Origin of the sequence: Streptomyces solincola (assembly GCF_002982015.1) — a bacterium.
Taxonomy (GTDB): Bacteria; Actinomycetota; Actinomycetes; order Streptomycetales; family Streptomycetaceae; genus Streptomyces; species Streptomyces solincola.
On record NZ_PVLV01000174.1, the window covers coordinates 1 to 6,207 of the forward strand.

The window sequence follows — 6,207 nt, forward strand, 5'->3', positions numbered from 1 at the left end:
GGCGGAGGGGGGTGACCGCGCCACGCCCGCCCGGCCGCGGTCACCCCCCTCCGCCCGGTCCGGCCGGTCGGCGCCCGGACCCACGCCGGCCCCGCTCTCACTCGTTCGGCCTCCCGGCCGGCCTGGTGCGACGCGTCCTCCGCGGCCGCCCCGCAGGGCTGCCGTCCCACGGATGCGACGCGCCCTCGATGAGCGGAATCGCCCCGGTACGGCCAGCATGTAATGAGGGAGTTTGCCGGGTTCGGCCACGGGCATGCGCACCTCGTGCTTCGGACCGGAGGCACGCCCGTGGGAGCGGCATCCACCGCTCCGGGCGTGCGTGTCCGCGCCCGGGAGAAGGGAGTCCGATCCTCCGGGGTGACAGCCAACCGTCAGCGCCGTTCAGGGAGCTGAAAGCCACATGCCTACCCTCGCTCACACGAAGCATCCGCACGACGACGCCCCCGACACGGCCGAGGCCTTCCGGCGCATGGCGGCCCTGGAGGAGGGCGCGGAGCGCGATGCCGTCCGGCAGGACATCGTCCGGGCCTGGCTGCCCATGGCGGACCGGCTCGCCGGCCGCTTCCGCAACCGAGGCGAGTCGCTGGAGGACCTCAAGCAGGTCGCCGCGCTCGGTCTGGTCAAGGCGGTCGACCGCTACGACCCGTCCCGCGGCGCCGCCTTCGAGAGCTTCGCGGTGCCGACCATCACCGGTGAGATCAAGCGCCACTTCCGCGACCACATGTGGACCCTGCACGTGCCCCGGCGCGTCCAGGACCTGCGCGGCCGGGTCCGGACCGCCTACCAGGAGCTCTCGCACTCGGTCGGGGGCCGCGCCCCGACCGTGGCGGAGATCGCCAAGAAGGCGGGCATGACCGAGGAGGAGGCGATGGCCGGTCTGGAGGCCCTGGACAGCTTCACCGCCCTCTCGCTCGACGCCGAGCTGCCCGGCACCGAGGACGGCTACACCCTGGTCGACGCGCTCGGCGGCCCCGACCCGGCCCTGGACACCGTGATAGACCGCGAGGCGGTCAAGCCCCGGCTGGCCCAGTTGCCCGAACGTGAGCAGCGCATCCTCTACATGCGGTTCTTCCGCGACATGACGCAGAGCCGGATAGCCGAGGACCTGGGCATCTCCCAGATGCACGTCTCCCGGCTGATCAGCCGCTGCTGCAACCAGATGCGCGAGGAGATCATGCGCGACTCCGGCGTGTGAGCGCCCCCGCGCCCACCGGCCCCGGCCGGTGGGCGCACCCCGGGCGGCGGTGGCCGGCGAACGCGGGCCGTGGTGCGGACTCGTCGACATCCGCACCGCGGCCCGTCCGCGTGCCCGGCCCCCGCTTCACCGGGCGGGGGCGGGCGGGGAGCCCGGACAACCGTCCGCGGACAGGCGGCCGCCCCCCGGGCGGGCGGCCGTTTGGGGGCGCGCCGGCCCCGCCGGCCCTGACGACCGCCGTCGCCCTGGGCGGCCGGCAGTCGCCACGATCCCGTACGCCGACGCCCGACGCCCGACGCCCGACGCCCGACGCCGACGCCGACGCCGACGCCGACGCCGACGCCGACGCCGACGTCGCATCCAATCTGACGCCGGATCCGAATCCGATCCGAGCCGAGCCGACGGGCGCCGGATCCCGACCGCGTACGCGGCGGGCGGGCCTTCCCGAGCGGCGGGGCGCCGGGAGACTCCGTATAAAGGGCGAAGGGGCGGCAGGCGACCCCCGCCCGGGGGCGCGACCCAGCGCGGCGGAGGTGCGTCCATGCCACAGCCGGTCACCGAGGGGCGCGGCCCGGTGCGCTACGGCCCCTCGCCGCCCGGGCCCGCCTCCGGGCTGCCGGTGCCGCCCGCCCTCGCCGACGTGCTCGCCGCCGCCTCCGCGGTGGACCGGCCCGAACCGCCCGGCGGCGGCCCCCGGCTGCTGGAGGCCGGCTGCGGTTACTGGCGGCGGCGCGGCATGCGCGCAGCCCCCGAGGACGTCGCCGCCGCGCCCGGCGCCCCCGTCCTGCTCTCCGCGGTCATCGCCGCCCACGACGGCGACCTGCTGCTGCCCAGGCCCTGCCCGGCCTGGTGGGCGCCGCAGGCCCGGCTGCTGGGCCGACCCGCGTACCACGTGCCGGTGCCCGCCGAGTGCGGGGGAGTGCCCGACCCGTACGCGCTGCTGGAGACCGTACGCCGGGTCCGCGGCGAGGGCGGCCGGCCCGGGCTGCTGCTGATCTCGGTCGCCGACGACCCCACCGGCACCGTCGCCCCGCCCGAACTGGTCCGCGAGGCGTGCGAGGCGGCCGTCGCCGAGGGCCTGCACGTGGTCAGCGACGAGACCTGGCGCGACACCCTGCACGACCCGCACGCCACCGTGCTGGTCAGCCCCTCCGAGATGTGCCCGCACGACACCACCGTCCTCGCGGACCTGTCCGGCTCGCTGGCCCCGTCCGCCTGGCCGGCCGCGATCGCCCGGTTCCCCTCCGGCCCGCGCGGCGCCGAGTGGCGCTCCCGCGCCCTGGACCGGCTCACCGCGCTGGGCGCCCAGTTGGCCGCGCCGGTCGCCGCGGCCGCCGCGTACGCCCTGGGCGAGCCGGAGCCGGTCGCCGAACGCGCCGCCGCCTCCGCGGCCTTGCACGGCCGGGTGGCGGCCGCCGCGCACCGCACGGTGCTCGCCGCCGGGGCGCTCGCCCGGCCGCCGCAGGCCGGCCGGTGCCTGTACGCCGACCTCGCCCCGCTGCGCGGCCAGCTCGCCGCCCGCGGGGTCACCGACGCCATGGAGCTGGAGGAGTACCTGGGCGAGGGCCTCGGTTTCCCGGCCCCCGGCGGGCACCGCTTCGGCGACGAACTCGGCGCCCTGCGCGTACGGCTGGACACCGCGCCGCTGCTGGGCCGGCCCCCGGACCCGGGCGGCCGGGCCCTGACCGCGGCCGACCCGCTGCACCGGCCCGAGGTGGCGGACGCCCTGGACCGGCTCGCCGCCGTCTTCCACGAACTGCACCGCACCCCGGCGAACGGAGCTGGCAGATGACCGAGCGCACCGCGCCCACCGGCCCCACCGAGCCGTCCGGGTCGGGGCCCGCCGAACCAGCCGCGCCTGCTGAACCGGCCGGGTCCGCCGGATCTGCGCGCCCTGACGGGCCGTCCGCGTCCGCCGAGCCGTCCGGGCCCGCCGGGTCCGCGCGTTCTGGTGGGCCGTCCGCGCCTGCCGGACCGTCCGGGTCCGCCGCAGCCCGGTCCGGCGGTGCGGACGACGGCCGCGCCGCTCCCGGCGGGGCCGGGTCGCGGTTGGCGCCGCCGGTCGCCGCGGCCGGGGCGGTCGGCCCGCGTCCGCTCGTGCGGCCCCGGACCTGGCCCCGGACGTTCGCCGACCGGCTGACCGCGCCGCTGCCCGGCGTACGGGCGATGGCCCGGCTCGCCCGGGAGGGCGCCATCCGGCCCCGCGCCGAGGGACTGCACGACATCCCCATGCTGCCGTTCGAACCGGAGCCGCTGCCTCCGGTCGGCCCGGCCGGCGCGGCCGTCACCTGGGCCGGACACGCGAGCTGGGTCATCCGCACCGGCGGGCTGACCGTGCTGACCGACCCGGTCTGGTCCCGCCGCATCCTCGGCACCCCGGCCCGGATCACCCCGGTCGGCGTGCGCTGGGAGGACCTGCCGCCCGTCGACGCCGTCGTCATCAGCCACAACCACTACGACCACCTGGACGCGCCCACCATCCGCAGGCTGCCCCGCACCACCCCGGTCCTCGCGCCCGCCGGGCTCGGCCGCTGGTTCCGCCGCCGGCGCTTCACCCGGGTCACCGAGCTGGACTGGTGGGAGAGCGCCGAACTGGACGGCGTGCGCTTCCACTTCGTCCCCGCCCACCACTGGTCCAGGCGCGGCCTGACCGACACCTGCCGCACCCTGTGGGGCGGCTGGATGCTCACCGACCCGCAGGGCCGGCGCACCTACTTCGCCGGCGACAGCGGATACGGCCCCTGCTTCGCCGAGATCGCCGACAGGCTGCCCGGCATCGACCTCGCCCTGCTGCCCATCGGCGCCTACGCCCCCCGGTGGTGGCTGCGCGACGTGCACATGGACCCGGAGGAGGCCGTGCGGGCGTTCCTCGACCTCGGCGCCCGGCACATGGCCCCCATGCACTGGGCCACCTTCGTGCTCTCCGCCGAGCCGGTCCGCGAACCGCTCACCCGGCTGCACGCCGCCTGGGAGCGCGCCGGGCTGGACCGCGCCCGCCTCTGGGACCTCCCGGTCGGCGGCTCCCGCGTCCTGGAGTGACCCGCGCCCGCGCGGGGCTCAGGCGCTGCGCCGGCGCAGCACCCGGTGCCACGCCCAGGGGGCGGCGCTGACCAGGACCGTCAGCAGCACGGCCGCCGCCACGCCCTCCCACGGCTGGGTGAACAGCGAACCGCCCAGGATGCCGATCGCCTGGTACGTCAGCGCCCACGCCAGGCAGGCCAGCACGTTGCCGCGCAGGAACCGGCTCAGCGGGACCTCCGCCAGCAGGCAGGCCAGCATGACCGGTATCCGCCCGGCCGGCACCAGCCGGGACAGCACCAGCACCGATATCCGGTGCTCGTTCACCTTCTCCTGGGCCTGCTCCAGCCGCTCCGGCGCGGCCCGCCGCTTCAGCGCCGCCAGCCACTTCGAGCCGTGGTCGGAGTGCACTCCGCGCCGCCCCAGCCAGTACAGCGCCACGTCTCCGGCGAACGCCGCCGCGGAGGCCACCAGGAACACCGCGAGCAGCGGCAGCGGCGGCATCGCCTGGTGGAAGGCGACCACCGCGGCCGAGCTGACGATCGCCCCGGTCGGCACCACCGGCACCAGCGCGCCCAGCGCCACCAGCAGGAACAGCGTGGGATAGCCCACCGCGGACTGGGCGGACGCGGACGGCGCCTCCACCATCAGGGCGTCGATCATCGGGACGCCCCCGGGCGCACGCACTGCCCGTGCTCGAGCTTGTGCACCGCCACCCCGGGCGCGAGGCGGGCCGCGTGCCGGACGAACTCCTCGCCGGGGGAGTGGAACTCGTGCGGGCGCACCCCGTCCATCCCGATCGGCCAGTAGGTGCCGTAGTGCACCGGGACCGCCGCGCTGGGCCGCAGCGCCGCCAGCGCCTCGGCCGCCCGCCGGGCGTCCAGGTGCCCGTGCCCCAGGAACGGCCCCCAGCCGCCCACCGGCAGCAGCGCCACGTCCACCGGGCCGACCTCCGCGGCCATCGCGTCGAACAGCCCGGTGTCCCCGGCGAAGTAGGTGCGCGCCTCCCCGGTGACGACATACCCCAGCGCCCGGGCCACCTCCCGGCCCATCGGCAGCCGCCGCCCGTCGTGCCGGGCCGGCACCGCCCGCACCACCAGCGGCCCGACCTTGACCTCCTCGCCCGCCGCCACCTCGGTCAGCCGCAGCCTGCGGGCGAGCCTCCGCAGCCCCGGCACCGCCCGCGGGGCGCCGCGCGGCACCACCAGCCGGGTGCCCTCCGCCAGCCTCGCCAGCGACGGCAGGTGCAGGTGGTCGGAGTGCAGATGGGACACCAGCACCGCGTCCGCGCGCGCGGCCCCGTCCGGCGGCACCGCCCCGCGCCGCCGCCGCAGGTGCGCCAGCCGGCGTGCGAACAGCGGATCGGTCAGCACCCGCGTCCCGGAGTCATGGACCGTACAGGTGGCGTGACCCCACCATGTGACCTCGACCGCCACCAGCCCGTCCTCCTCGCTTCCGCCGCCGGCGGCCTGCCGGCGGCCCCGCGTCTATCCGGCTCCTTCGCCGCACGCCCCGAGCCTAAACACGCGGCTGCCGGGGCTCGAGGAGCGGGGAGTAGGGTCGGGCCCATGCACGGTGTACGCGTGACGGCGATCACGAGCCTGACGCCTCTGGAGGAGCTGGACCGCGACCCCTTCCTGGTGGACGTGGGCGGACAGCACGCCATGTGCGAGCGCTGGGCCGCCGATCGCGGTTACGCCGTCGTCCGGCAGCTCCTGTGCTACGGCCTGCGCCCCGACCACCGGGCGCTGTGGGCCGACGTGGACGAGGACGGGGTGGACGTGTTCGTCGCCCCCAACGAGCGGGTGCTGCGGCACGCGGTCACCTCGCCGGACGCGTTCGGCGCGGAGTGCGCCCGACGGGGCGTCCGGCTGGAGACGGCCGGCCTGGCCGAACCGGCCTACGACGCCGGGATGAAGGCCCGGGTGCACCGCACCCTGTCCCTGCCGACCGCGGGCCTCGACCGTGCCTGAGCTTCGCCCCGCCCCCGCCGC

6 protein-coding genes are annotated in these 6,207 nt (G+C 77.4%); 4 read left to right on the top strand and 2 right to left on the bottom strand.

Annotation, left to right across the window (positions count from 1 at the left end; genetic code table 11):
- The first annotated feature begins 400 nt into the window (after nt 1-400).
- The 3 genes from C6N75_RS13085 (at nt 401) to C6N75_RS13095 (ending at nt 4,234) form a co-directional block, all read left to right on the top strand.
- A complete protein-coding gene (locus tag C6N75_RS13085; protein ID WP_105869059.1) occupies nt 401-1,195 on the top strand; it encodes an RNA polymerase sigma factor SigF in 795 nt (264 codons plus the stop codon).
- Between the two features lie 541 nt (nt 1,196-1,736).
- A complete protein-coding gene (locus tag C6N75_RS13090) occupies nt 1,737-2,987 on the top strand; it encodes an aminotransferase class I/II-fold pyridoxal phosphate-dependent enzyme (protein ID WP_105869060.1) in 1,251 nt (416 codons plus the stop codon).
- Nucleotides 2,984-4,234: an MBL fold metallo-hydrolase gene (locus C6N75_RS13095; RefSeq protein WP_407703217.1), complete on the top strand. Its 1,251-nt coding sequence runs from the start codon at nt 2,984-2,986 to the stop codon at nt 4,232-4,234. Before C6N75_RS13090 ends, C6N75_RS13095 begins: the two co-directional genes overlap by 4 nt.
- 18 nt (nt 4,235-4,252) lie before the next feature.
- Here the strand turns inward: C6N75_RS13095 and C6N75_RS13100 are convergent, their stop codons facing one another.
- Both C6N75_RS13100 and C6N75_RS13105 read right to left on the bottom strand, forming a co-directional pair.
- Nucleotides 4,253-4,876 (bottom strand): DedA family protein, encoded by a 624-nt coding sequence (locus tag C6N75_RS13100; RefSeq protein WP_105869064.1) that lies wholly within the window; start codon nt 4,874-4,876, stop codon nt 4,253-4,255.
- The gene (locus tag C6N75_RS13105) at nt 4,873-5,649 is read right to left on the bottom strand and encodes an MBL fold metallo-hydrolase (RefSeq protein WP_105869062.1); all 777 of its coding nucleotides are present in this window, start codon (nt 5,647-5,649) and stop codon (nt 4,873-4,875) included. The genes C6N75_RS13100 and C6N75_RS13105 overlap by 4 nt, the downstream gene beginning before the upstream one ends.
- Before the next feature lie 132 nt (nt 5,650-5,781).
- Here C6N75_RS13105 and C6N75_RS13110 point away from each other — a divergent pair, with 132 nt between their 5' ends.
- Entirely contained in the window at nt 5,782-6,186 is a 405-nt protein-coding gene (locus C6N75_RS13110; RefSeq protein ID WP_105869063.1) for a hypothetical protein, read from the top strand.
- Nucleotides 6,187-6,207 lie beyond the last annotated feature (21 nt).